Genomic DNA, 24,145 nt, shown 5'->3' with positions numbered 1-24,145 from the left:
CCAGATCAGTGCCCGCCGTGAGTGGGAATGAAGCCATTAAGACACTTTGACTTCAGATTGTACACAATTTTTTAAGTCCTTCCGTGACAACCCCCGCGCCGCCGAAAAAAAACCGCGACACAGCAGCGGATAAAGGCCTAACCTGCGTACAAGGACCGTTAGCTGACCAGATGGGCAGGTTTCTTGCAACCGGTTCTCAAGCGACAAAAGGGCAGAAATGCAGAAAATCAGGCTTACAAAAGATTTCAGAAGTTGTATACAATCAGCCCATCCGGTGAGTGCGACAACCCGACGCGGGTCCACCCATCACCTGCACAACGTACAAGAAGGAAGACTGCAGTGAGCGCTGACTATCCTCGCGACCTGATCGGCTACGGCAACAACCCACCTCACCCGCAATGGCCGGGCAACGCCCGCATTGCCCTGTCTTTCGTGCTCAACTACGAAGAAGGCGGCGAGCGCAACATTCTGCACGGGGACAAGGAGTCCGAAGCCTTCCTGTCCGAGATGGTTGCTGCCCAGCCGCTGCAGGGTCAGCGCAACATGAGCATGGAGTCGTTGTACGAGTATGGCAGCCGTGCTGGCGTATGGCGCCTGCTCAAGCTGTTCAAGGACACCGGCGTACCGCTGACCATCTTCGCCGTGGCCATGGCCGCGCAGCGTCATCCGGATGTGATTCGCGCCATGGCCGCAGCCGGCCATGAGATCTGCAGCCACGGCTACCGCTGGATCGACTACCAGAACATGGACGAGGCGCAGGAGCGCGAGCACATGCTCGAAGCCATCCGCATCCTCACCGAGCTGACCGGCGAGCGCCCACTGGGCTGGTACACCGGCCGCACCGGCGCCAACACCCGTCGGCTGGTGATGGAAGAAGGCGGCTTCCTCTACGACAGCGACACCTACGACGACGACCTGCCCTACTGGGAGCCGAACAACCCGACCGGCAAGCCGCATCTGGTGATCCCGTACACCCTCGACACCAACGACATGCGCTTTACCCAGGTGCAGGGCTTCAACTGCGGCGAGCAGTTCTTCCAGTACCTCAAAGACGCCTTTGATGTGCTCTACGAAGAGGGCGCCGAAGCGCCGAAGATGCTCTCGATCGGCCTGCACTGCCGCTTGGTCGGTCGCCCGGCGCGGCTGGCAGCGCTGAAGCGCTTCGTCGAATACGCCAAGAGCCATGACCAGGTCTGGTTTGCCCGTCGCGTGGACATCGCCCGCCACTGGCACACCACCCACCCGTACCAGAACGAGAACGCCTGATGACCGCCTTCAAGACCCTGACTCCTTCGACCCTGAGCCGTGACGCGTTCGTCAGCGCCTTTGCCGACATCTACGAGCACTCGCCGTGGGTGGCCGAGAAGGCCTATGACCTCGGTCAACTGGCCGAGCTGGACCAGATCGAAGCCTTGCATCAGCGCATGAGCGACATCCTGCTCAGCGCCAGCCACGCCGACCAGCTGGCCTTGATCAACGCTCACCCGGACCTCGCCGGCAAAGCCGCCGTCCAGGGCGAGCTGACCGAATCGAGCACCAATGAACAGGCCGGCGCCGGTATCCACCAGTGCACCGCCGAAGAGTTCGCCCGCTTCACCGAACTCAACGATGCCTACAAGGCCAAGTTCCAGTTCCCGTTCATCATGGCGGTCAAGGGCAGTAACCGGCACCAGATTCTGGCGGCGTTCGAAACCCGCATTCACAACGATGCCGATGTCGAATTCAAAGAGGCGCTGGCGCAGATCAACCTGATCGCGTTGTTCCGCCTGCTGCAGCTGTAAGGCTTGCCACAAGGTCTGGCCCGAGTCCGCCACGCGAGCGTACCCAGGGCCTTACCGGCAAGCGCACCACCACATTAGCCAGTCATAGAAGAAGAGATAACAAGCATGCGCACACTAGTGATCGAGCCCCTGAGCAAAGAAGCCTTCGCCCCCTTTGGTGACGTGATCGAAACCGACGGCAGCGACCACTTCATGATCAACAACGGCTCGACCATGCGCTTCCACAAGCTCGCCACGGTTGAAACCGCCGAGCCTGAGGACAACGCCATCATCAGCATCTTCCGCGCCGACGCGCAGGACATGCCGCTGACCGTGCGTATGCTCGAACGCCATCCGCTGGGCAGCCAGGCTTTCATTCCGCTGCTCGGCAATCCGTTTCTGATCGTGGTCGCGCCAGTTGGCGATGCACCTGTATCAGGTTTGGTCCGTGCCTTCCGCAGCAACGGCAGGCAGGGCGTCAATTACCATCGCGGCGTTTGGCACCACCCGGTGCTGACGATCGAAAAGCGGGATGATTTCCTGGTGGTTGATCGCAGTGGTTCAGGCAACAACTGCGATGAGCATTACTTCACCGAGGAACAGATGTTGATCCTCAATCCCCACCAATAAGAAAAGGTCGGTCATCCACGGCCTGCATGAAATGCTCGGCGTCGCGATAAACCTGCTGCCCTCGCAGCCTGCTTATCGCGCGCAAGGTCGCGTGCAGCGTTCAAGCTGGTGATCGGCAAGAGGTACATACTGTGGAAGCACACCTTCACGAATGGCTGAACCTGAGCATTCGCTGGGTTCACATGATCACGGGCGTCGCCTGGATCGGTGCATCGTTCTACTTCGTCTGGCTGGAGAACCACCTCAACCGCAGCAACCCGCGCGATGGGTTGTCGGGTGATCTCTGGGCCATCCACGGTGGTGGTATCTACCACCTGGAGAAGTACAAGCTGGCCCCGCCGAAAATGCCCGAGAACCTGCACTGGTTCAAATGGGAAGCCTACTTCACCTGGATGTCCGGGATCGCCTTGCTGTGCGTGGTGTTCTACTGGAACCCGACCCTGTACCTGCTCGCCCCAGGCAGCTCGCTGAGCGGCGCCGAAGGCGTGGCTATCGGTATCGGTTCGCTGGTAGCCGGCTGGTTCATCTACGACATCCTCTGCGATTCACCACTGGGCAAGCGCCCTGCCCTGCTCGGCGGCGTGCTGTTCGTGCTGATCATTGCTGCATGCTGGGGCTTCAGCCTGGTGTTCAGCGGCCGTGGTGCGTACCTGCACACCGGTGCGATCATCGGCACCATCATGGTCGGTAACGTGTTCCGCATCATCATGCCGGCCCAGCGCCAACTGGTCGCGGCGATCGAAGCCAATCAGACGCCCGACCCGCTGCTGCCGGCCAAGGGCCTGCTGCGCTCGCGGCACAACAACTACTTCACCCTGCCGGTGCTGTTCATCATGATCAGCAACCACTTCCCGAGCACCTACGGCAGCCAGTACAACTGGTTGATCCTGGCCGGGATTGCAGTGGCTGCGGTATTGATCCGTCACTACTTCAACACCCGTCACGACAGCAACAAGTACGCCTGGACCCTGCCCGTCGGCGCGTTGGCGATGATCTGCCTGGCCTACGTCACCGGCCCTAAACCTTTGCCAACTACACCTGAGCAGGCTGCGGCGAAGATCGAGTACCAACCGCTGCCAGCCACTGCCGTCGGCGGCAAGACCGCTGCCGAACAGCGGGCTGCCGATGCGGCCAAAGCGGCTGAAGCACCTGCCGCTGCCGCACAGGCTCCGGCCCAGGCTGCAGCCCAGTCGGGTGATACCTTCGACACGATTCACAACGTGATCCAGGAACGCTGCACCGTGTGCCATTCGTCCAAGCCGACCAGCCCACTGTTCAGCACTGCGCCAGGTGGCGTGATGTTCGATACCCCGCAGCAGATCCAGGCCCAGGCCGCGCGCATTCAGGCGCAAGCGGTTGCCAGCCAGATCATGCCGCTGGGCAACATCACCCAGATGACCGTTGAAGAACGCAAACTGGTCGGTGACTGGATCGCCAAAGGCGCCCCCGTCAACTGACCCCACGCATCGCCAGGCTCGCTTCTGCACCGGGATCACTCCCGGTGCAGGGCACGCCTGCGCCCTGCGCACTACGCAACAAGCAAGCATCGAGCGCCAACCCGCAGCGTGAACCCCTGGCTTTTACCCAAAGCCTGGCGCTGCAGGTTGACCGCTTGGATCCGAGAATAAAAACAAAACTCGAGGTGCTGCATGTCAGAGTCATCCAAGGCGTATATCCCCGTTGCGCCGCCACGACAGCCCCTGCCCCTGTTTCAGCTGATCCTGGTGGGTCTGCAACACGTGCTGCTGATGTACGGCGGTGCGATCGCCGTGCCGCTGATCATCGGCCAGGCCGCTGGCCTGTCGCGTGAAGAAGTTGCCTTCCTGATCAACGCTGACCTGCTGGTCGCAGGCGTTGCCACAATTATCCAATCGTTCGGTATCGGCCCGGTCGGCATTCGCATGCCGGTGATGATGGGCGCAAGCTTTGCCGCAGTCGGCAGCATGGTGGCCATGGCCGGCATGCCCGGCGTCGGCCTGCAGGGCATATTTGGTGCGACCATCGCCGCCGGTTTCTTCGGCATGCTGATCGCACCGTTCATGTCCAAGGTAGTGCGCTTCTTCCCGCCGCTGGTCACTGGCACGGTGATCACGTCGATTGGCTTGTCGTTGTTCCCGGTGGCGGTCAACTGGGCCGGTGGCGGCCAGCAGGCGGAGACCTTCGGCGCGCCGATCTACCTGATGGTGGCCGGCCTGGTGCTGGCCGTGATCCTGCTGATCAACCGCTTCATGCGTGGCTTCTGGGTCAACGTGTCGGTGCTGGTCGGCATGGGCCTGGGCTATATCGTTGCCGGTTCGATCGGCATGGTCGACCTGTCCGGGCTGGGCGCTGCGCCGTGGCTGCAAGTGGTCACGCCGCTTCACTTCGGCATGCCGACTTTCAGCCTGGCGCCAATCCTGTCGATGTGCCTGGTGGTGGTGATCATCTTCGTCGAGTCCACCGGCATGTTCCTCGCCCTGGGCAAGGTGACTGATCGTGAAGTCACCCCGGGCATGTTGCGCCGGGGCTTGTTGTGCGATGCCGGTGCGTCGTTCATCGCCGGTTTCTTCAACACCTTCACCCACTCCTCGTTCGCCCAGAACATTGGCCTGGTGCAGATGACCGGCGTGCGTTGCCGCTACGTGACGATCATGGCCGGGGCCATGCTGATCGGCCTCAGCCTGCTGCCCAAGGCGGCGTACCTGATCGCCTCGATTCCACCGGCAGTGCTGGGCGGTGCTTCGATTGCCATGTTCGGCATGGTTACCGCCACCGGGATCAAGATCCTCCAGGAGGCGGACATCTCCGACCGGCGCAACCAGTTGCTGGTCGCGGTGAGTGTCGGCTTTGGCCTGATCCCGGTAGTCAAGCCGGAGTTCTTCGCGCAGATGCCGCAGTGGATGGAACCGATCACGCATAGCGGGATTGCCATGGCCACGGTCTGTGCCCTGGTGCTCAACGTGCTGTTCAACATTCTCGGTGGTGCTGACCGAGCGGCGCACAACGACGCCTGTCACCAGCACTGAGTCAACGGGGTGGCCATGTCTGTCGGCCACCCCGGCTGTTCCAACACCTTAACGCTCAAGCAATACCGCTACACCGTCGGCCCGCCGGAATGGGCCGCTCGGGGCGCCCTTGCGCCGAAAAAACCCCAAAAAAAACAATAAGTCCGGGAATCACGACATGAAGCGCATCACCTCGTCCCTCTTGCTCGGCAGCAGCCTGCTGGCGACCGTCCCCGCCCACGCTGGCGAATGGCTGCAGTGGCACGGCGAAAGCCTGACCTACCTGTACGGCAAGGATTTCAAGGTCAACCCGAATATCCAGCAGACGGTGACCTTCGAGCACGCCAACAAATGGAAGTACGGCGACACCTTCCTGTTCGTCGACAAGATTTTCTACAACGGCAAGGCCGATGCCAGCAAAGGCGCCAACACCTACTACGGCGAGTTCAGCCCGCGCCTGTCGCTGGGCAAGATCACCGGCCAGAGCTTTGCCTTCGGCCCGGTCAAGGACGTATTGCTGGCGATGACCTACGAGCGTGGCGAAGGCGACAACGAGGCCTACCTGATCGGCCCCGGCTTTGACCTGGCGGTACCCGGCTTCAACTACTTCACCCTCAACTTCTACCTGCGCAACACCGAGGGCAGCCGCCCCGGTGACAACGTCTGGCAGATCACCCCGGCCTGGTCCTACACCATTCCGGTCGGCCGCTCGGACGTGCTCATCGATGGCTACATCGACTGGGTGGTCGACAACGACCAGACCCGCCGCGGCACCTACCACGCCAACCTGCACGTCAACCCACAGGTCAAATACGACCTCGGCAAAGCCCTCAACTACGGCGCCAAGCAGTTGTATGTCGGCTTTGAGTACAGCTACTGGAAGGACAAGTACGGCATCGACAGCCGCGGCAACCTGGACAGCAACCAGAGCGTGGCCAGCGCACTGGTCAAGGTGCATTTCTGAGAAGCTGACCGAACGCCCAACTTTGGTTCCACGTGCTCCAGGACGGAGCACTTGAGGCCCAGCGCGCAAGTGAGTAATCTGCGCGCCCCCTCGCTCAGGGCAGAATGATTTCTGCCCGCGTTTACTGACCGCTCAGTCAATGAATTCGGGTGGTTGGTCTGCGTGTTGCCAGCCGTACAGGACCGTTTTCAGCCGTTCAGCAAGACGTCGAGCAGGAAGATTGCGACCAACCACAAAAGTTGGCGCAGCTCTTGCCAAACAGCTGTGGTCAATCGAAAAAAGCTGACTCAAAAGACAAAAACAGCGCCACCACCGAGCGCTGACAACAGATCCGAATCAAGGGAGCGACACACGCGATGCGTACCATCAACAGCCTGATCCTCGCCGGCAGCCTGCTGGCCTCCGGAGCCACCTTCGCCGATGACCTGCTGCAGTGGCAGAGCAACAGCCTGACCTACCTGTGGGGCAAGAACTTCAAGGTCAACCCGGAAATCCAGCAGACCTTCACCTTCGAGCACGCTGACGGCTGGAAGTACGGCGACAACTTCGTGTTTGTCGACAAGATCTTCTACCAGGGCAAAAAGGACGCCGGCAACGGCCCCAACACCTACTACGGCGAGATCAGCCCGCGCCTGTCGTTGGGCAAGATCCTGGATCAGAAGATCGCCTTCGGCCCGGTCAAGGACGTGCTGCTGGCGATGACCTACGAGTTTGGTGAAGGCGACACCGAGTCGTACCTGATCGGCCCTGGCTTCGATCTGGACATCCCAGGCTTCGATTACTTCCAGCTGAACTTCTACCAGCGCACCACCGACGGCAGCCGCGCCGGCGACAACGTCTGGCAGATCACCCCGGTGTGGGCGTACACCATTCCGGTCGGTTCGTCGGACGTGTTGATCGACGGCTTCATGGACTGGGTGGTCGACAACGATCAGAACCGTCGTGGCACCTACCACGCGAACCTGCACTTCAACCCACAGATCAAATACGACCTGGGCAAAGCGCTGCACTTGGGCGAGAAGCAGTTGTACGTCGGTATCGAGTACGACTACTGGAAAAACAAATACGGGATCAAGGATTCCGACGGTTTCACCACCGACCAGAACACCGCCAGCCTGCTGGTCAAGGTGCACTTCTGATCTGATCAGGCGCGCCGTATGAGTCCGCTCCAGTCAGGATGAACCCTGCTGGAGCGGTACCAGACCGATCAGTTGCTCGCCAGTTTGCGTACCCGCGATACCCCGCCTACGACCACCGCAGCGACAAAGCCGGTGATCGCGCCGACCACACCGTACAGGCCAAATTTCGCCACGGCGCCCCAGCCTGCGCTGGCGGCAACCAGCGTCTCGATCAGGTGTTCAAGCGGCTGGATACCCTCGGCAACGAAGGTGCCGCCGACCAGAAACATGGCCAATGTGCCGATCCACGACAACGCCTTCATCAAGAACGGCGCCGCAGCCACCAGGCCGCGCCCGAACTTCTTGACGAATGTGCCCCAGGCGCCCTGGGCTTTCGACTTGGCCAGCGCAAAGCCTGCGTCATCCATGCGCACGATGCCGGCGACCAGGCCATACACGCCGACCGTCATCGCCAGCGCGATCACCACCAAAGTGATGATCTGCTGATACAGCGGCGCCTCGGCAACCACATTGAGGGTAATGACGATGATCTCGGCACTGAGGATGAAATCAGTCTTGATCGCGCCCTTGATCTTGCGCTGCTCGTACTCAGCGAGTGCTTCCGGGGTTTTCGGCACAGGCTTGTGTTCAGCGTTCGCCGCTTCATCGCCACCCCGCGAGAGCTTGTCCTTGATTGCCTCATAGCCCTCGTAGCACAGGTAGATCCCGCCCAGCATCAACAGCCACTTGATCGCGGCCGGCAACAAGGCGCTGAGGATCAATGCACACGGTACCAGGATCGCTTTGTTCTTCAGCGACCCCTTGAACACCGCCCAGACCACGGGCAGTTCTCGATCGGCCTTCATGCCGGTGACCTGCTCGGCATTCACCGCCAGGTCATCGCTGAGCACGCTCGCCGACTTCTTCGCCGCGACCTTGCTCATCAGCGCAATGTCGTCGAGCAGCGCCGCGATATCATCCAACAAAGCAAAAAAACTGCTGCCAGCCATTCCATTGATTCCTAAAGGTGTCCGCAGCCGCCCAGGCCTGAGCCCGTGCGGCTGCGAGAAAACGTGATTGCCGACAAGTTGGCATACAGACCCTGGTCGCGCTGAACAGTTCTGGCTGGGCGACCCAGCGCTATAGCAGCGGTGTCGTAGCCAACACCACCAGCGGCATCGCCAACGCCGCCAGCAGCGTCTGCCCGGCGATGATCGCCGCCATCAATGGCGCATCTCCGCCCAACTGCCTGGCCATGATGTAGGCGGACGACGCGGTGGGTAAGGTCTGAAACAGCACCGCCGCCAGCGCCGCCTCGCCTTCAAGGCCAAAGAGGCGGCAGATCAGCACGGTCACCAATGGCATTGCCACGAACTTGACCACCGACGAAGTACCGATAGGCCTGAGCCAGCCGCGCACACTGCGCAGGTGCAACGCCGCACCGATGCACAGCAGGCCCAACGGCAGCGACGCCTGCCCCAGCGCCTGCAACGCCGGGGCCAGGCCCGGCGGGATGGCAAGGCCACTGACCCGCACCAGCATGCCCAGCGCACAGGCCACCAGCAGCGGGTTGAGCGCCAACTGCTTGAGCACGCTGGCCAAGGTCGGGCGGCTACCTGCGCCATATCGGGCAAACACCAGCACGCAGAGGATATTCACCGTGGGTACGATTGCAGCGTTGGCGATGGCGGCCAAGGCGATGCCATGGGCACCGAAAATCCCCGCCGCAGCCGTTACCCCGACATAGTTGTTGAAGCGCACACTGCCCTGGAACAGCGAGGTAAAAGCCGGGTCATCGACCGGGAACAACCGCCGCGCCAGGACCATTACCGCAGCGACGGCAACCGTCGACACCACCAGCACGCTGACCATCGCCTGCACCGGCAGGTCGCCCAGCTGTGCGGTTGCCAGGCTATGAAAGAACAGTGCAGGCAGCAGCACGTAATAACCCAGCTTTTCGGCATACGGCCAGAATGCCTCGCCGACGAAGTTCGCGTGGCGAAGCCAGAGCCCAAGCATGATCAGCAAGGCAATCGGCACCAGTGCAAGAATGAGCGCGCTGGTCATTGGCCAGCGGCCTGCAGAATATGCAACGTTCGCCGCAACACTAGAACACCTCCCCCAATTAAAAGCGCCCGAGACTATAAACCGAATAATCGCAAACCCGCGTCGATTTATTATTCGGTCAATGCAAAACGATAGGCGCCCTTGCCTGCCCGACTCGGGCCACGGCAGAACTGATCAACTGGTCAAGTTAATAACGTTGGCGCAGGGCATGCAAATTATCAACCCGGGGCAAACGTTTGCTACCATGCGCGCGACACCCGCGTTTGACTGCTTACTTGTTATCTGCACCCGCCATGATCCGCAATAAACCGCGAAGGGCGTGGTCTATGATGATGAGTGCGCGTAACAACGCAATTCCATCAGTGGAACTGGCCAACGTGAAGAACACCTCAATTCAAGCGAGCAAGCGCTGGATGGCTCGAAAGTTCCCAGACACCTCGCAGTGGCCGCGCATTCAATTGCTCCTTCGCTTCAGCGGCGTCGCCTGCATCTTGCACGGCACGTTATGGGGCGTTTATTACGCAACCCATGCCATGTTGCTGCTGGCACTGTTGCTGTTCACGGTTGTGCTATCTGGGCTGGCCTGCCTGTACCTGGCCACTCAGCCAACACAGCGCGCGCTGCCGGCCTTGGCCCATTGCCTACTGATAGCTACCGTAATTGCCAGCCTGGCCGACTCGGCAACGGCCGATGCGTCGCGCACCGCCAACCTTTTTCTGATCCCTATCGGCGTGGCCACCTTTCTGCTGTTCCGCAACAGTGGCATCTACCTGCGCTGGGTGTTCCCGTGCCTGTGTTTCGCAGGCCTGGTGTTCTTCGCCAACAGCTCCCTGACCTTTACCCGGCTGGAATTGCTGCCCTCGGACGTCAGCGAGTTCGGCCATACCCTGAACAGCATTACCGCCGTGGCTCTGACCTTGGGCGTGCTGACAATCTTTCGCGATGAGCAGAAATTCAAGGTCGAACTGCACAGTGCACTCGCACGGGCACTGGCCCGCCGCGAGCTGTGCACTTACCTGCAGCCGCAAGTCTGCGCGCAAGGCCGGGTGATCGGCGCCGAGGCACTGCTGCGCTGGGACCGCCCCGGACACGGCATTCAGGCGCCCGCCGAATTCATTCCTGTTGCCGAGCAAAGCGGCCTGATCCACGACATCGGTCTGATGGTGCTGGAACAAGCCTGTCGCCAGCTCAGTGAGTGGTCCGAGCACAGCGATGCACAGCACTGGAAGTTGTCGGTAAACGTCAGCCCGTTACAACTGACTTCGTCAACCTTTGTTGAAGAAGTTCGAGAGATAGTTCACAAATTCAATATCCCCGCCAATCGACTTTGCCTGGAAATAACCGAGTCGGTATTTGCCAGTGATCTGGTGACAACCGTGATGAAAATGGAAGAACTGCGCGGCGACGGCATATCGTGGTCGCTGGACGACTTCGGCACCGGGTTTTCTTCATTGGCGCTGCTGCGCGAACTGCCGCTGGACGAGTTGAAAATCGATCGCTCATTTATCGCCGGTATCGAGAGTGACAAGGGCAAATATGAACTGATCAGAAAGATCATTGAAATTGCCGAGATACTGGACATATCAACCGTTGCCGAAGGCGTTGAGACCGAGGCTCAGTTCGATTGCCTGCAAGCGATGGGCTGCGCTACCTTCCAGGGTTATTACTTCGGCCGGCCGATGATCGCGGCGCAGTTCATCGGCAAATACGCGGCCAGCTAAGCGCAAACTGCGCTGCCGTTTACCGGCCCGGTTCGCCTTGGGCAGGCGCAGTGCCCAGTGAAAGCAGCCGGCTGATGCGACTGGTTGCAAGCTTCATGTGATCAACCAGCGCCGCTACATCGCAATCCTGCTTGCGGTACTGCGGAATGGTGGCCGAAAGCGACCCTGCCACCTGGCCGTCGACAAAGAACGGCACGCCGATACCAAAGGCGCCGAGGACCCGCTCGCCGTCCCCCTGCGACCAGCCGCGTTCGCGAATGGCGAGCAAATCCGCCTGCAGCGCCGCATGCGAGACGATGGTGGCCTCGGTAAATCTGTTCAGGGTCAACGCGTCAGCGAACGCGGGGGCCAGGTGCGCCAATACAGCCTTGCCCGCTGCACCGGCATACAGCGGTACTTCGACAGCGGTTTCGAGTTTGTACTGGATGGGCTTCCAACCCTGGACCACTTCGATGAACTGCGCTGAGTTGGCGTGGGCATCGAAGCTGAGAAAGGCCACGGTTTCGCCGGTCTGCTTGACCAACGCCTCAACGATCGCTCGACACAGTTTTGCCACAGTGGAGCGGTTACCGCTGAGCACCGCCGCCCACTGGTACAGGCGCGCCGCAGGGTATAGCGCCTGGCCGCTGGCAAACACCAGGCTGGCCTGTGCAGCAGACTCGACGATCTTGCGCGCCGTGGCGCTGTTGCACTGCAGTTCGGCGGCAATCCCCGCCTTGCAGGGGTAGCCGTCAGGTACCGCACAGAGAATTTGCAGCAATACTTCCAGCCGAGCCGCGGTGGCGCTGTCCTTGTCGCAACCCGTCACCTGCGGGCAGGTTTGCGCGGCGCTGGGCAATCCCTCGAGATGGTTCAAGAGCTGTTCGACTTTGCGCAATGCCGCACTGGCGCTGCTGCCACCGCCAGCGCCCAGGTCGTGCAACGATACCGTCACCAGCAGCCCTTGCGGCAAGCAACGGGTGGCCAGCGCCACCGCTGCGGGGAACTCGGATTCGGCCATTGCCTGCCCGGCGTTGGCGGGCACCGGCAGCCGTTGCTGGTCAGGCCGTGCGCCGCTGTGCAGGTAATCAGCAAACGCTCGGCCGATATCGCCAAAACCGAGCGGATAAATCGCCCCCAGCTGCGGCCTGAAGGCCAAGGTAGCCGGTGCCTCGCCGCAACACAGCACGAAGTAGCCGTCACAGTGCGGGGCATACACCGAGAGCAAGGCTGACTGCTTGACATCGCCGGCCAGCTCATCGAGCAGCGTCCGCGCTGCGCTCCACAAGGCACTGCGCGAGCTCAGCGCCTGCATCAACACTCGCAAGCGCGGCCCGACCCGGTACTTGCCCGCGCCGTCCTCTGCGGCAAGGTCACGCTCGACCAGTGCCGCGAGGATCCGATTGATGGTGCTGCGGCTCTCGTCAAGCTCGCTGGCCAGCTCCCTGACGCCCCACGGCTCAGCCTCCGCTCGTCTGACCAGGGCGTCCAGCACCTCGATCAAACGACCGTGGCTGGAGGTGGCGGCAACCGCGTTGCTGGCCGCGGGTTCAGGGCGTGGGTTAGGCATTTCAGAGGCTTGGCATGCTGCTACGGGGGCCCATTCTGTGCTCAAGGCCACAGCCAAAGCAATTAGCCCGCCTGTTGACAACCAGGCTGAGCGCGAGGATGCTTGGAAAAAACAAAACAGGACACTGTCCCATTTTTTAAATTGGCCGTGACCAAAACGCTGGAGTGACCTATGAATAACAACAATACGTTGACCGAGCCTGTCGCCATGTCCGAGCCCGTTGCCGAGCGCAAGACCAAGGCGAAGAAAGCTACCGCCGCCGCCGTGTTCGGCACCTTCGTCGAGTACTACGACTTCAGCATCTACGGCTATCTGGCAGCCACCCTGGCGTTGGTGTTCTTCCCCTCCGATGACCCCACCACCGGCCTGCTCAATACCTTTCTGGTGTTCGGTTCAGCGTTTCTCGTGCGCCCGCTCGGCGCCGTGGCGTTCGGCTGGCTGGGTGACAAGGTGGGCCGCCGCACCAGCCTGATCGCCAGCATCACTTTGATGGGCATCGCCGCGACCTTGATCGGCCTGCTGCCCGGCTATGCGCAGATTGGCGTATGGGCGCCGATCCTGCTGGTAGCGCTGCGCATGCTTCAGGGCTTTTCCGCCGGCGGCGAAATCGGCGGCGCAGCGAGTTACATCCGCGAGTGGGCACCGGCCAATCGGCGTTCGCTGTACATCTCCTTCCTGCCCTCGATCGCCCAGTTCGGCAAGGGCCTGGCAGCGGCCATCGCTGGCCTGGCCGCCGCCTGGCTGACCGATCCGCAGATGGCCGACTGGGGCTGGCGCGTGCCGTTCCTGCTGGCCTTGCCGCTGGGCATCATCGGCCTGTGGATGCGCCTGGGCATTGAAGACAGCCCTGAGTTCGAGTCGAACAAGACCGCTGACGCCGCGCCGAAAAGCGCGCCCTTCGCCGAGCTGGTGCGCGACTACATGCGCCCGCTGACCAAGGTCATGATGATCTCGCTGGTGCAGAACATCGGCACTTACATCGGCACCGTATTCATCGCCGCCTACTTCAGCTCGATCCTCGGCTACTCAAAAGGTCAGGCATCGACCATCGTCCTGGTGGCGGTGAGTTTCGCCGCACTGATGATTCCCCTGGCCGGCCACCTTGGTTCGATCATCGGCAGCAAGGCCGTTCTGCGCCTGGCCTACCTCGGCTACGCCACCCTGTCGATCCCCTCGTTCATGCTCATGCAGCAAGGCCAGGTGAGCCTGGCCATGGCCGGCCTGGCCCTGGGCATGGTGCCGTACGCGCTGTGCCTGGCCGGTACTTACTCGGTGATGCCGGAGTTCTTCCCGACCCACGTGCGCCACACCGGTGTCGCCTTCGGCCACAGCGTCGGCGCGGTGATCGGCGGCGGCATCGGGCCGTTCATGGCGACCTGGCTGATCGGCGCCAGCGGCAACCAGTCGGCACCCGCTTTCATCCTCTGCGGCGCCGGCGTGCTGGGCCTGATCGTGCTCAGCACCGTGCGCAACAACGCTGCCACCGACGCCAATCGCCATCAATTTTCCTGAGTACAGACCATGCCTCTGATCTATGTCACCAGCCCCATTCACCCGCGCGTGCTCGCCGGCCTTGCTGAGCTTGGCGAGGTGCGTCTGGGCTACGGCGCCAACGCCGTCAGCTATGACGAAATCCACAACCAGGTCGACGCGGTGTTTCTGCGTGGCGGCCATGTCAGCGCCGAGATGATCGCTGCCTCGCCGAAACTGCGTATCGTCGCCCGCCATGGCGCAGGCTACGACAACGTTGATTACCAGGCCGCCGCGCAACATGGCGTGTGGGTCACCAACACCCCCGGGGCCAACCAGCGCAGCGTTATCGAACATGTCTTCGCCTTGCTGCTGTCGCTGTGCCGCAAACTGCCCATGGCCAGCGAACAGACGCGTAATCGCAACTGGGCGCAGGACCGCCTGGCACTGACCGGCATCGAGCTCGAAGGGCGCACCCTGGGCCTGGTCGGCTTTGGCAACATCGGCGCAAGCGTTGCGCCCGTGGCCGAGGCCTTTGGCCTGAAGGTGATCTTCACCGACCCGGCAATAGAGCCAGGCACGGACCCGCGCAGGGTCGACCTCGATACCCTGCTGGCCACGGCCGATGTAGTCAGCCTGCATGTACCGCTGCTGCCCACCACGCGCAACCTGATCGGTGCCGAGCAGTTCGCCCGGATGAAACACGGCGCGCTGCTGATCAACACCAGCCGCGGCGGCGTGGTCGATGAGCAAGCCATGGTCGCGGCGCTGAACAGCGGCAAGCTGGCCGGTGCGGGGGTGGATGTGCTCGACGCGGAGAACCTCGACATGATCAACCCGTTCAACCACCCCACCCCGGCCATCGCCGAAACGCCGAACCTGATCGTCACCGCACATGTGGCCGGGCAGACCGACGAATCGCTGATGCGAGTTGGCATGAGCGCCCTGCAAGCGATTGCCGCCGTGCTCCAGGGGCAAGCCCCGGCGCACCCGGTCAACCAACCTGTGGCGAAGTCGTTCGACTGAGCGCCGGCGAATCTGGAGGCTTCATATGTTTATCAACGTGTCCGACGAGTCGATCAGCGTCAACAGCCAGTGGCAACGCGCAGACCTGTCGCTGATTGGCGAGATCGCCTGCTACCCGGTCGCCCTGATCGGTGACGTGCTGCAACGTATGGGCATGATGGCTTCGGCCATCCGCCATACCGCTGGCAAACCGAGTTTTTTCGGCACCATCCTGCCGCTCAATACCCGCGAGGGAGACAACCTGGCGATCCACCGAGCCCTCGATGAAGCCCAGCCCGGCGATGTGCTGGTGATCAATGGCAACAGCGAGGTCAACCGCTCGGTGTTCGGCGATCTGCTTGGCGAGATCTGCCTGGCCCGGCAAGTGGCGGCGGTGGTCATCGATGGCGCCGTGCGCGACGTGGCAGAACTCGACAGCATGGGCTTGCCGGTCTATGCCCGTGCGGTCAACCCCGCGGGGCCATCGAAGTGGGGCCCGGGCCAGGTCGGTATTGCCGTGGCGTGCGGCAATGTCGTGTGCCATCCGGGCGACGCGATAATTGGCGACCGCGACGGCATCATTGTCATCCCGCGCAGCCGTCTCGCGTCGCTGGCCGAGCAGGTGAAGCTGCAGGACGGTTACGAGAACAGCTTCCGCGACAAGGTGCGGGCAAGCGTGCGCTGAACGCCGGTCGAGTAGCAGCCTAGGCGCTGCTACTCGACATTTCCCCCTCTGCGATGCTCACACCACGGGCAGCCCCGACCAGTTCCCCCACCTCTCACACAAATACCCTGCCTTGAGCCCCGCTCCGGGCCGGTGCTACCATGCCCGATCCCTCCTAGAGGCGCCCTTTCCGAGGAAGATCCCTGCAATGAGCACCATTCGCGAGCGCAACAAGGAACTGATCCTGCGCGCGGCCAGCGAGGAATTCGCCGACAAGGGCTTCGCCGCCACCAAGACCAGCGACATCGCGGCCAAGGCGGGTTTGCCCAAGCCGAACGTCTACTACTACTTCAAATCCAAGGACAACCTCTACCGCGAGGTGCTCGAGAGCATCATCGCGCCGATCATGCAGGCATCGACGCCGTTCAATGCCGACGGTGATCCGAAAGAAGTGCTGAGTGCCTACATCCGCTCGAAGATCCGCATCTCGCGTGATCTGCCGCATGCCTCGAAGGTGTTCGCCAGCGAGATCATGCATGGCGCGCCGCACCTGTCGCCGAGTCAGGTCGAGCAGCTCAACGAGCAGGCCCGGCACAACATCGAGTGCATCCAGCGCTGGATCGAGCGCAAACAGATCGCCCCGGTCGATGCCCATCACCTGATGTTCAGCATCTGGGCGGCGACCCAGACCTACGCCGACTTCGATTGGCAGATCGCCGCCGTCACCGGCAAGGCCAAGCTCGCCGACAGTGATTACGAGGCGGCTGCGCAAACGATCATTCGGCTGGTGCTCAAGGGCTGTGAGCCAGAGCTGGCTTGAGCTTAATCAGAAAGGGCCGCAGCGCGGCCCTGTGTACAGTGTGATCAGGCCGCGACACCGGCATCTGCGGTCAGGCCCGCCGCTTCGATGGCGCTGATTGCGCACTGCTCATCGATATCCGAAGTATCGCCGCTGATCCCCACCGCACCCAGCACCCTGCCCTGCTGATCGCGAATCAGCACGCCCCCTGGCGCCGGCACCACCGGCCGCTCGCCCAAACCATTCAATGCGGCAAAAAACGCCGGCCGCTGCTGCGCATCCAGCGCCAGCAGACGCGAGCCCTTGCCCAGGGCAATTGCGCCCCAGGCCTTGCCGGTCGCTACCTGCGGGCGCAGCAGGCTGGCGCCGTCTTCACGTTGCAAGGTGAGCAGATGCCCGCCGGCATCCAGCACCGCCACGGTCAGCGGCGCGGCGTTGATCTCGCGGCCTGCGGCGAGCGCGGCGTTCACCAGGCTGACTGCGACTTTAAGAGTCAATATGGTCATGGAAAGGTCCTCTTCTTGTTGTGAGAAGCCCTGAGGGCAGTTGAAATCCAATGGCACAAATAGAACACAACTACGATTATCTTTGTATACAATATTTTTAGACTATCGTGCACGATCAGACGAAACGCCGTTTTCATGGGCATTCCGACCGAAGCGATTGCTGCCGACGAAAATGGATTGACCTAAGCCACCGAGCGTGAATACACTCTGGCCAAGAGCAAGTTGTATACAATTACAAAATCGATGAGGCACAACCCATGAGCAAAATGAGAGCAATCGATGCAGCCGTTCTGGTCATGCGCCGGGAAGGCGTAGATACCGCATTCGGCATCCCAGGGGCCGCTATCAACCCGCTGTACTCGGCTCTGAAGAAAGTCGGTGGCATCGATCACGTCCTCGCTCGCCACGTCGAAGGTGCCTCGCACATGGCCGAGGGTTACACCCGCGCCAATCCGGGCAACATCGGCGTGTGCATCGGCACCTCCGGCCCAGCCGGCACCGACATGGTCACCGGTCTTTACAGCGCCGCCGCCGACTCGATCCCGATCCTGTGCATCACCGGCCAGGCGCCGCGTGCCCGTCTGCACAAAGAAGACTTCCAGGCCGTCGACATCACCAGCATCGTCAAGCCGGTGACCAAGTGGGCAACCACCGTGCTCGAGCCAGGCCAGGTTCCTTATGCATTCCAGAAGGCCTTCTTTGAAATGCGCAGCGGCCGTCCAGGCCCGGTACTGATCGACCTGCCATTCGACGTGCAGATGGCCGAAATCGAATTCGACATCGACGCCTACGAGCCACTGCAGATCAACAAGCCAGGCGCAACCCGCGTGCAAGCGGAAAAAGCCCTGGCCATGCTCAATGACGCCGAGCGCCCCTTGCTGGTAGCCGGTGGCGGCATCATCAATGCAGACGCCAGCGACAAGCTGGTCGAGTTCGCCGAACTGACCGGCGTGCCGGTCATCCCGACCCTGATGGGCTGGGGCACCATCCCCGACGATCACCCGCTGATGGTGGGTATGGTCGGCCTGCAGACCTCGCACCGCTACGGCAACGCGACCCTGCTCAAGTCGGACATGGTGTTCGGCATCGGTAACCGCTGGGCCAACCGCCACACCGGTTCTGTCGATGTCTACACCGAAGGCCGCAGCTTCATTCACGTCGACATCGAACCGACCCAGATCGGCCGCGTGTTCACCCCGGACCTGGGCATCGTTTCCGATGCTGGCAAGGCGCTGGATGTGTTCCTTGAAGTGGCCCGCGAGTGGAAAGCCGCCGGCAAGCTCAAAGACCGCAGCGCCTGGGTGCAAGACTGCCAGCAGCGCAAGGCCAGCCTGCACCGCAAGACTCACTTCGACAACGTGCCGGTCAAGCCGCAGCGCGTCTATGAAGAGATGAACAAGGTCTTTGGCAAAGACACCTGCTACATCAGCACCATCGGTCTGTCGCAGATCGCCGGCGCCCAGCTCCTGCACGTGTACAAGCCGCGTCACTGGATCAACTGCGGCCAGGCCGGCCCGCTCGGCTGGACCATCCCGGCTGCTCTCGGTGTGGTCAAGGCCGACCCGCAACGCAAGGTCGTCGCGCTGTCGGGTGACTACGACTTCCAGTTCATGATCGAAGAGCTCGCTGTTGGCGCACAGTTCAATCTGCCCTACGTCCACGTGCTGGTGAACAACGCCTACCTCGGCCTGATCCGTCAGTCTCAGCGTGGCTTCGAGATGGACTACTGTGTACAACTGGCGTTCGAGAACATCAACTCGACCGAAGCCGGCAGCTACGGTGTCGATCACGTTGCAGTCGTCGAAGGTCTGGGTTGCAAGGCTCTGCGCGTATTCGAGCCAGGCGAGATCGCCCCTGCTCTGCTCAAGGCGCAGAAGATGGCCGAAGAGTTCCGCGTACCGGTCGTGGTTGAAATCATTCTCGAGCGCGTCACCAACATTTCCATGGGCACCGAAATCAACGCGGTCAACGAATTCGAAGACCTCGCGCTGGTGAGCAACGACGCGCCTACCGCAATCTCGCTGCTCGACTGATTGCCTGACGCCCCCGCGCCGGTTATGCCGGGGGCTTTCATCTGCAAGGAGATCACCATGCCTCGCTTCGCTGCCAACCTGTCCATGCTGTTTACCGAGCAGGACTTCCTGGCCCGCTTCAAGGCCGCCGCCGACGCTGGCTTCAGCGGTGTCGAATACCTCTTTCCTTACGATTTCAGCGCCGCTGAAATCAAGGCGCAACTGGACGCCAATGGCCTGACCCAGGTGCTGTTCAACCTGCCGGCCGGTGACTGGGGCAAGGGTGAGCGCGGGATTGCCTGCCACCCCGACCGCGTCGAAGAATTCCGCGCTGGGGTCGACAAGGCCATCGACTACGCCAAAGTGCTGGGCAATACCCAGATCAATTGCCTGGCGGGGATTCGGCCACAGGGTCTGGAATGCGCGACCGTGCGCAAGACCTTTGTCGACAACCTCAAGTTTGCCGCCGACAAGTTGCAGGCCGCCGGGATCCGCCTGGTCATGGAAATGATCAACACCCGCGACATCCCTGGTTTCTACCTGAACACCACGCAGCAGGCGCTGGACATCCAGACCGAGGTCGCCAGCGCCAACCTGTTCCTGCAGTACGACATCTACCACATGCAGATCATGGAAGGTGACCTGGCGCGCACCATCGAAGCCAACCTGCCGCGCATCAACCACATCCAGCTGGCCGACAACCCTGGCCGCAACGAACCCGGCACCGGTGAGATCAACTACCGCTTCCTGTTCGAGCACCTGGACCGCATCGGCTACAAGGGCTGGGTCGGTGCCGAGTACAAGCCGCTGACCACCACTGAAGCGGGTCTGGGCTGGCTGAAAACGCACAACGCGATCTAACGCCGCGGATCCCTGTAGGAGCGGCCTTGTGTCGCGAAAGGGCTGCAACGCAGCCCCCTGCATTCTCCGCAACGCCATAGACCGCCGGGGCTGCTACGCAGCCCAATCGCGACACAAGGCCGCTCCTACACAGGTGAGCTGCGTCTGGTTTATCGAGATTTTTACAATTACAAAAGAGGGTATCTCTCATGGCTAAAATCGGTTTTATCGGCACTGGCATCATGGGCAAGCCCATGGCCCAAAACCTGCAAAAAGCAGGTCACAGCCTGTTCGTTTCGACCCATCACGATGCAGCCCCAGCTGACCTGATCGCTGCTGGCGCGGTGGCCCTGGCCAATCCGAAGGAAGTGGCCCAGGAAGCTGAATTCATCATCGTCATGGTCCCCGATACCCCGCAGGTCGAAGCGGTACTGTTCGGCGAGAACGGCGTTGCTGAAGGAGTTGGCCCGAACAAGATCGTGATCGACATGAGCTCGATTTCGCCCACCGCCACCAAGGCCTTTGCCGAGAAGATCAAAGCGACTGGCGCGGCCTATCTGGACGCCCCGGTCTCCGGCGGCGAAGTCGGCGCCAAGGCGGCGACTCTGAGCATCATGGTCGGTGGCTGCCCGAAAGCCTTCGAGCGCACCCTGCCGTTGTTCGAGCTGATGGGCAAGAACATCACTCGCGTCGGTGGCAACGGTGACGGCCAGACCGCCAAGGTCGCCAACCAGATCATCGTCGCGCTGAACATCCAGGCAGTCGGCGAAGCGCTGCTGTTCGCTGCCAAGAACGGTGCGGACCCAGCCAAGGTGCGTGAAGCACTGATGGGCGGTTTTGCCTCGTCGAAAATTCTTGAAGTGCATGCCGAGCGCATGATCAAAGGCACCTTCGACCCGGGCTTCCGCATCAACCTGCACCAGAAGGACCTGAACCTGGCCCTGCAAGGCGCCAAGGAGCTGGGTATCAACCTGCCGAACACCTCCAACGCGCAGCAAGTGTTCAGCACCTGCGTAGCGCTGGGTGGCGGTAACTGGGACCACTCGGCATTGATCAAGGGCCTGGAGCACATGGCCAATTTCTCGATCCGCGACGAGAAGTGATCTGAATTGATTTGAATTCGGGGGCTGCTCTGCAGCCCTTTCGCGACACAAGGCCGCTCCTACAAAAGGCCTACGCGGTGCTTTTCTGTAGGAGCGGCCTTGTGTCGCGAAAGGGGCGCGAAGCGCCCCCCAACCAAGCAACACCGCCCCTGGTTCAGCCTGCACGGAGGTCGTTCCGGGGGCGTTTTTTATTACGCATAACAACAAGAATTTTGGGAGCCTGCCATGTCGGTCGATCCGCAACAATTCCTGCGCGAGCTGTTCGACACAGCCATCGCCGCCGCCCACCCAAGCCAGGTCCTCGAAGCCTACTTGCCCGCCGACCGTAGCGGCCGGGTCATCGTCATCGGCGCCGGCAAGGCCGCCGCCGCCATGGCCGAAGTGGTCGAAAAAACCTGGCAAGGCGAAGTCTCCGGGCTGGTCGTGACCCGCTATGGCCACGGCGCCAGTTGCCAGAAAATCGAAGTAGTCGAAGCTGCCCATCCCGTTCCCGATGCCGCCGGCCTGGCCGTGGCCAAGCGCGTGCTGGAGCTGGTCAGCAATCTCACTGAAAGCGACCGGGTGATCTGTCTGCTGTCTGGCGGCGGCTCTGCCCTGCTCGCCCTGCCCGCCGCGGGCCTGACCCTGGCCGACAAGCAACAGATCAACAAGGCCCTGCTCAAGTCGGGCGCGACCATCGGCGAGATGAACTGCGTGCGTAAGCACCTCTCGGCGATCAAGGGTGGCCGCCTGGCCAAAGCCTGCTGGCCAGCCACGTTGTACACCTATGCCATCTCCGATGTGCCCGGCGACCTCGCCACCGTGATCGCCTCCGGCCCGACCGTGGCCGACCCGAGCACCTCGGCGCAAGCGCTGGCGATCCTCAAGCGCTACAACATCGAAGCGCCACAAGCGGTCATCGACTGGCTCAACAACCCGGCCTCGGAAACCGTCAAGGCCAACGATCCAGCCCTGGCCCGCAGCCACTTCCAATTGATCGCCAAGCCCCAGCAGTCGCTGGAAGCTGCAGCGGTGAAAGCCCGCCAGGCCGGTTTCAGCCCGCTGATTCTCGGCGACCTGGAAGGCGAGTCGCGCGAGGTGGCCAAGGTACATGCCGGCATCGCTCGGCAGATCGTCCAGCACGGCCAGCCGCTGAAGGCGCCCTGCGTGATTCTCTCCGGCGGTGAAACCACCGTGACCGTGCGCGGCAATGGCCGTGGCGGGCGCAACGCGGAGTTTTTGCTCAGCCTCACCGAAAACCTCAAGGGCCTGCCGGGCGTGTATGCCCTGGCCGGCGACACCGACGGCATCGATGGCTCGGAAGACAACGCCGGCGCCAGCATGACCCCGGCCAGCTATGCCCGCGCCGCCGCGCTGGGGCTTTCGGCCAGCGATGAGCTGGACAACAACAATGGCTACGGCTACTTCGCCGCGCTCGACGCGCTGATCGTCACCGAGCCGACCCGTACCAACGTCAACGACTTCCGCGCCATTCTGATTCTCGAGACTGCCCAATCATGACGCCTGATAAAAAAGTCAAAATCCTCGCCACCCTCGGCCCTGCCATCAACGGCATCGACGATGTCCGCCAACTGGTCGAAGCCGGGGTGAATATCTTTCGCCTCAACTTCAGCCACGGCGAGCACGCCGACCACGCCCTGCGCTATGAGTGGATCCGCGAAGTCGAGCAACAGCTGAACTACCCGCTGGGCATCCTCATGGACCTGCAAGGGCCGAAGCTGCGGGTCGGTCGCTTTGCCGAAGGCAAGGTCCAGCTGCAGCGTGGCCAGGCCCTGCGCCTGGACCTGGACAGCACCCCGGGCGACAGCCGCCGGGTCAACCTGCCGCACCCGGAAATCATCGCCGCCCTGCAGCCAGGTATGGACTTGCTGCTCGACGACGGCAAACTGCGCCTGCGCGTGACCGCCAGGCATGACGATGCGATCGATACCGAAGTGCTGGCCGGCGGCGAGCTGTCCGACCGCAAGGGCGTTAACGTGCCGCAGGCGGTGCTCGAGCTGAGCCCGCTGACCGAGAAAGACCGCCGCGATCTGGCCTTCGGCCTGGAGCTTGGGGTGGACTGGGTGGCGCTGTCGTTCGTGCAGCGCCCTGAGGACATCATCGAAGCGCGCCAGCTGATCGGCGACCGCGCCTACCTCATGGCCAAGATCGAGAAGCCGTCGGCGGTCGACCAACTGCAGGCCATCGCCGAGCTGTCCGACGCGATCATGGTCGCCCGCGGTGACCTGGGCGTTGAAGTGCCCGCCGAAAGCGTGCCGCAGATCCAGAAACACATCATCAATACCTGCCGCCAGCTCGGCCGCCCGGTGGTGGTGGCAACGCAGATGCTCGAATCGATGCGCTTCTCGCCCGCGCCGACCCGCGCCGAAGTCACCGATGTCGCCAATGCAGTCGCCGAAGGCGCGGATGCGGTGATGCTATCCGCCGAAACCGCCTCTGGTGACTACCCGCTGGAAGCCGTGCAGATGATGAGCAAGATCATCCGCCAGGTTGAAAACGGCCCGGATTACCAGGCACAGCTCGACGTCGGCCGGCCAAAAGCCGAAGCCACCACCTCGGATGCGATCAGCTGCGCGATCCGCCGTATCAGCGGCATTCTGCCGGTAGCGGTGCTGGTCAACTACAGCGAGTCTGGCGCCTCGACCCTGCGCGCCGCCCGCGAGCGACCACGGGCACCGATCCTTAACCTGACGCCAAATCTGGTGACGGCACGCCGCCTGAGCGTGACCTGGGGCGTGCATTCGGTGGTCAACGACCGCCTGCGCCAGGTCGACGAAATCTGCTCGACCGCGCTGGAGATTGGCCAGGCACAAGGCATGGCCAGCATCGGCGACACGCTGCTGATCACCGCCGGTGTGCCGTTTGGCAAGCCGGGTACGACCAACACCCTGCGCATCGAGACCTTGATCTAGGACCGCTTTGCGGTCCTTCGCGGGTAAACCCGCTCCCACAC

General features: G+C 62.0%; 22 protein-coding genes. 18 read left to right on the top strand and 4 right to left on the bottom strand.

Going from position 1 to position 24,145, the window contains the following annotated elements; genetic code table 11:
* Positions 1-339 precede the first annotated feature (339 nt).
* The 8 genes from puuE (at position 340) to ACQZ2L_RS17490 (ending at position 7,477) form a co-directional block, all read left to right on the top strand.
* Complete coding sequence (gene puuE / locus ACQZ2L_RS17525) at positions 340-1,266, top strand: allantoinase PuuE (RefSeq protein ID WP_430327144.1); 927 nt, start codon at positions 340-342, stop codon at positions 1,264-1,266.
* Positions 1,266-1,781: a 2-oxo-4-hydroxy-4-carboxy-5-ureidoimidazoline decarboxylase gene (uraD, locus tag ACQZ2L_RS17520; protein WP_430327143.1), complete on the top strand. Its 516-nt coding sequence runs from the start codon at positions 1,266-1,268 to the stop codon at positions 1,779-1,781. The genes puuE and uraD overlap by 1 nt, the downstream gene beginning before the upstream one ends.
* A gap of 105 nt (positions 1,782-1,886) precedes the next feature.
* Positions 1,887-2,390, top strand: a complete 504-nt coding sequence (locus ACQZ2L_RS17515) for an ureidoglycolate lyase (RefSeq protein ID WP_430327142.1) — start codon at positions 1,887-1,889, stop codon at positions 2,388-2,390.
* A gap of 131 nt (positions 2,391-2,521) precedes the next feature.
* On the top strand, positions 2,522-3,847 hold the full coding sequence (locus ACQZ2L_RS17510; RefSeq protein WP_150569737.1) for a urate hydroxylase PuuD: 1,326 nt from the start codon (positions 2,522-2,524) through the stop codon (positions 3,845-3,847).
* A 192-nt stretch (positions 3,848-4,039) separates the two neighbouring features.
* Positions 4,040-5,395: a nucleobase:cation symporter-2 family protein gene (locus ACQZ2L_RS17505; RefSeq protein WP_314875762.1), complete on the top strand. Its 1,356-nt coding sequence runs from the start codon at positions 4,040-4,042 to the stop codon at positions 5,393-5,395.
* Positions 5,396-5,552: 157 nt separating this feature from the next.
* Positions 5,553-6,338 carry an outer membrane protein OmpK gene (locus tag ACQZ2L_RS17500; protein WP_101317991.1) on the top strand — a complete coding sequence of 262 codons (786 nt, stop codon included), beginning with the start codon at positions 5,553-5,555 and terminating at the stop codon, positions 6,336-6,338.
* 149 nt (positions 6,339-6,487) lie between these two features.
* Positions 6,488-6,661 carry a hypothetical protein gene (locus ACQZ2L_RS17495; protein WP_430327141.1) on the top strand — a complete coding sequence of 58 codons (174 nt, stop codon included), beginning with the start codon at positions 6,488-6,490 and terminating at the stop codon, positions 6,659-6,661.
* A gap of 33 nt (positions 6,662-6,694) precedes the next feature.
* Positions 6,695-7,477, top strand: coding sequence for an outer membrane protein OmpK (locus ACQZ2L_RS17490; protein WP_314875764.1), 783 nt, complete (start codon positions 6,695-6,697; stop codon positions 7,475-7,477).
* 68 nt (positions 7,478-7,545) lie between these two features.
* On the opposite strand, the gene ACQZ2L_RS17485 is transcribed toward ACQZ2L_RS17490, so the two are convergent.
* Both ACQZ2L_RS17485 and ACQZ2L_RS17480 read right to left on the bottom strand, forming a co-directional pair.
* Positions 7,546-8,466, bottom strand: coding sequence for a DUF808 domain-containing protein (locus ACQZ2L_RS17485; RefSeq protein ID WP_430327140.1), 921 nt, complete (start codon positions 8,464-8,466; stop codon positions 7,546-7,548).
* 130 nt (positions 8,467-8,596) lie between these two features.
* On the bottom strand, positions 8,597-9,523 hold the full coding sequence (locus ACQZ2L_RS17480; protein ID WP_430327139.1) for an AEC family transporter: 927 nt from the start codon (positions 9,521-9,523) through the stop codon (positions 8,597-8,599).
* Positions 9,524-9,936: 413 nt separating this feature from the next.
* Here ACQZ2L_RS17480 and ACQZ2L_RS17475 point away from each other — a divergent pair, with 413 nt between their 5' ends.
* A complete protein-coding gene (locus tag ACQZ2L_RS17475) occupies positions 9,937-11,244 on the top strand; it encodes a putative bifunctional diguanylate cyclase/phosphodiesterase (protein WP_430327138.1) in 1,308 nt (435 codons plus the stop codon).
* 19 nt (positions 11,245-11,263) lie between these two features.
* Here the strand turns inward: ACQZ2L_RS17475 and ACQZ2L_RS17470 are convergent, their stop codons facing one another.
* Positions 11,264-12,793 (bottom strand): IclR family transcriptional regulator domain-containing protein, encoded by a 1,530-nt coding sequence (locus tag ACQZ2L_RS17470; protein ID WP_430327137.1) that lies wholly within the window; start codon positions 12,791-12,793, stop codon positions 11,264-11,266.
* Between the two features lie 171 nt (positions 12,794-12,964).
* On the opposite strand from ACQZ2L_RS17470, the gene ACQZ2L_RS17465 reads away from it, so the two are divergent.
* The 4 genes from ACQZ2L_RS17465 (at position 12,965) to ACQZ2L_RS17450 (ending at position 16,752) form a co-directional block, all read left to right on the top strand.
* Entirely contained in the window at positions 12,965-14,305 is a 1,341-nt protein-coding gene (locus tag ACQZ2L_RS17465; protein ID WP_430327136.1) for an MFS transporter, read from the top strand.
* Between the two features lie 9 nt (positions 14,306-14,314).
* On the top strand, positions 14,315-15,289 hold the full coding sequence (locus tag ACQZ2L_RS17460; RefSeq protein ID WP_430327135.1) for a hydroxyacid dehydrogenase: 975 nt from the start codon (positions 14,315-14,317) through the stop codon (positions 15,287-15,289).
* A gap of 25 nt (positions 15,290-15,314) precedes the next feature.
* On the top strand, positions 15,315-15,953 hold the full coding sequence (locus tag ACQZ2L_RS17455) for an RraA family protein (RefSeq protein WP_430327134.1): 639 nt from the start codon (positions 15,315-15,317) through the stop codon (positions 15,951-15,953).
* Between the two features lie 187 nt (positions 15,954-16,140).
* Positions 16,141-16,752, top strand: coding sequence for a TetR/AcrR family transcriptional regulator (locus ACQZ2L_RS17450; RefSeq protein WP_101317973.1), 612 nt, complete (start codon positions 16,141-16,143; stop codon positions 16,750-16,752).
* Between the two features lie 44 nt (positions 16,753-16,796).
* On the opposite strand, the gene ACQZ2L_RS17445 is transcribed toward ACQZ2L_RS17450, so the two are convergent.
* Positions 16,797-17,237, bottom strand: coding sequence for a GlcG/HbpS family heme-binding protein (locus tag ACQZ2L_RS17445; RefSeq protein ID WP_430327133.1), 441 nt, complete (start codon positions 17,235-17,237; stop codon positions 16,797-16,799).
* 257 nt (positions 17,238-17,494) lie between these two features.
* On the opposite strand from ACQZ2L_RS17445, the gene gcl reads away from it, so the two are divergent.
* The 5 genes from gcl to pyk all read left to right on the top strand — a co-directional run bounded on the left by gcl (position 17,495) and on the right by pyk (position 24,104).
* Positions 17,495-19,270 carry a glyoxylate carboligase gene (gene gcl, locus ACQZ2L_RS17440; RefSeq protein ID WP_430327132.1) on the top strand — a complete coding sequence of 592 codons (1,776 nt, stop codon included), beginning with the start codon at positions 17,495-17,497 and terminating at the stop codon, positions 19,268-19,270.
* A 57-nt stretch (positions 19,271-19,327) separates the two neighbouring features.
* Positions 19,328-20,110: a hydroxypyruvate isomerase gene (hyi, locus tag ACQZ2L_RS17435; protein ID WP_430327131.1), complete on the top strand. Its 783-nt coding sequence runs from the start codon at positions 19,328-19,330 to the stop codon at positions 20,108-20,110.
* 188 nt (positions 20,111-20,298) lie between these two features.
* Positions 20,299-21,192, top strand: a complete 894-nt coding sequence (locus ACQZ2L_RS17430) for a 2-hydroxy-3-oxopropionate reductase (RefSeq protein WP_101317964.1) — start codon at positions 20,299-20,301, stop codon at positions 21,190-21,192.
* A gap of 225 nt (positions 21,193-21,417) precedes the next feature.
* Positions 21,418-22,692 carry a glycerate kinase type-2 family protein gene (locus tag ACQZ2L_RS17425; RefSeq protein ID WP_430327130.1) on the top strand — a complete coding sequence of 425 codons (1,275 nt, stop codon included), beginning with the start codon at positions 21,418-21,420 and terminating at the stop codon, positions 22,690-22,692.
* Entirely contained in the window at positions 22,689-24,104 is a 1,416-nt protein-coding gene (pyk, locus tag ACQZ2L_RS17420) for a pyruvate kinase (protein WP_430327129.1), read from the top strand. Before ACQZ2L_RS17425 ends, pyk begins: the two co-directional genes overlap by 4 nt.
* The last annotated feature ends 41 nt before the right edge of the window (positions 24,105-24,145 follow it).

This window comes from Pseudomonas shirazensis, assembly GCF_050496565.1.
GTDB lineage: Bacteria > Pseudomonadota > Gammaproteobacteria > Pseudomonadales > Pseudomonadaceae > Aquipseudomonas > Aquipseudomonas shirazensis_A.
The sequence above is the reverse complement of the archived record's forward strand: the minus strand, read 5'-3'. Positions and strand labels throughout refer to the sequence as shown.